The sequence below is a fragment of the Mesonia sp. K4-1 genome (genome assembly GCF_008017825.1).
Lineage (GTDB): Bacteria > Bacteroidota > Bacteroidia > Flavobacteriales > Flavobacteriaceae > Mesonia.
Genome location: NZ_VRLS01000088.1, coordinates 1 through 1673, shown reverse-complemented (window position 1 = coordinate 1673; position 1673 = coordinate 1). Strand labels below are relative to the sequence as shown.

Genomic DNA, 1673 nt, shown 5'->3' with positions numbered 1-1673 from the left:
TTGTGTCTGTTGCACAAGTTACAAAAAAGCCTTAATTTCATGGAATGCAAGGAAAAAAGAATTATCAAGAAAAACTCTTCAACAGTTTTCAGTTGAGCGACAGGGTTCCCCAAGAAAATTTCTACCGTCGATTGAAAGAAGCCTTAAACTTAGATTTTCTCTATGATCTTACTCGAGGTTTTTATGGCAGCAGTGGTCAAAAGAGTATAGACCCTGTGGTTTTTTTTAAACTATGTCTGATTGGGTATATGGAGAACATCATTAGCGACCGCAAGCTTATTGAACATTGCAGTATGCGATTGGATATTCTCTATTTCATTGGTTATGATATTGATGAGGAGCTACCTTGGCACTCCACTATCAGTCGTACACGACAATTATTTCCAGAAGAAGTCTTTGAGTCAGTATTTACCAAAGTCTTCAGCCTTTGTGTAGAAGCGGGGATGGTGAGTGGCCATACTCAAGCTATTGATAGTGCACCGGTAAAGGCCAACGCTTCGATGGACACTCTGGAACTAAAAGTACCTGAAGAGGAGTTAGAATCTCATTTGCGCAGAGTTCGTCATATTAGTGCGATGGATAAAGATCAGCCATTTCGTAAAAGTAAAGGCGATAAATCAGACAAAGGGCAACGCAGTATAACGGCTAATGAACAGGAACTACAGGCGATCTCTAGCCGCAACAAGCGTTGGAGCAAAGATCAAGACCAGCGACCTGGATCAGGAAATAAAGGCAGTAAGTATACTAGTAATAAAACGCATTACAGTCCGACCGATCCTGATGCCCGCATCAGTGTCAAGCCCGGTAAGGCCAGAAAGCTCAATTACCTGAGTCAGCTAAGTGTAGATACCGGTCATCACGTGATTACTGACATTAGGGCTTACCACGCTGATGGTAAAGACAATCAGCAATTGCCTGATATAGTTAAGCGCGTAAAGCGCCGCCTGTGGCAGCAGGGATTAGTTTGGGAGAATTGTGTAGCCGACACCGGATATAGCTCTGGAGAGAACTACGCATTTTTAGAAGCACAGGGTCTTAAAAGTTTTATACCTGCTCACGGCACTTTTAAAGGCGGGCCCGATGGATTTAGATATGTTGAAGATCAAGATCATTACCTGTGCCCACAGGGTAAGATTATTCCATTCACTAAAGAGTTTAACGATTACAGAACCGGTACCCGAAAGAAGGAGTACCGTTGTCGCAAGCACGTTTGTATTGATTGTCCTATACGCAGCAGCTGTCTGGGAAAAAGCGCACAGGAAAAGAAGTTCAGCGTTACCTATTACCGAGCAGAATATCAACGCAACATCGCCCGGGTAGAAAGCACACAGGGTAGGTATATGAAAGGCAAACGGCAAAGCACAGTAGAACCTGTCTTTGGGACTTTAACACAGTTTATGGGGCTTAGAAAAGTAAATACTATTGGATTAAGACAAGCTAACAAATGTATGCAGCTATCCGCCATTGCCTACAACCTCAAAAAATACCTCAAGTTTACTCAAAAACGAGTGAAAAGCGGAGCAGGAATGTTCAGCTTATATTTAAGACTAAAAACGAAGCTGAAAAAGGCAATTGAATCCATAATAACCGACCTAAATTTATCAAGTTTATCAACGGTCTAAAACTAAAAAAACCGCTTAAAAGCGGCTTAAAAAAATAGTTTTATTAGAAAT

The 1673-nt window shown here is 41.6% G+C and carries 1 protein-coding gene; it reads left to right on the top strand.

Annotation, left to right across the window (positions count from 1 at the left end; all coding sequences use genetic code 11):
* The first annotated feature begins 44 nt into the window (after window positions 1-44).
* Window positions 45-1622: an IS1182 family transposase gene (locus FT986_RS14360; RefSeq protein WP_147865662.1), complete on the top strand. Its 1578-nt coding sequence runs from the start codon at window positions 45-47 to the stop codon at window positions 1620-1622.
* The last annotated feature ends 51 nt before the right edge of the window (window positions 1623-1673 follow it).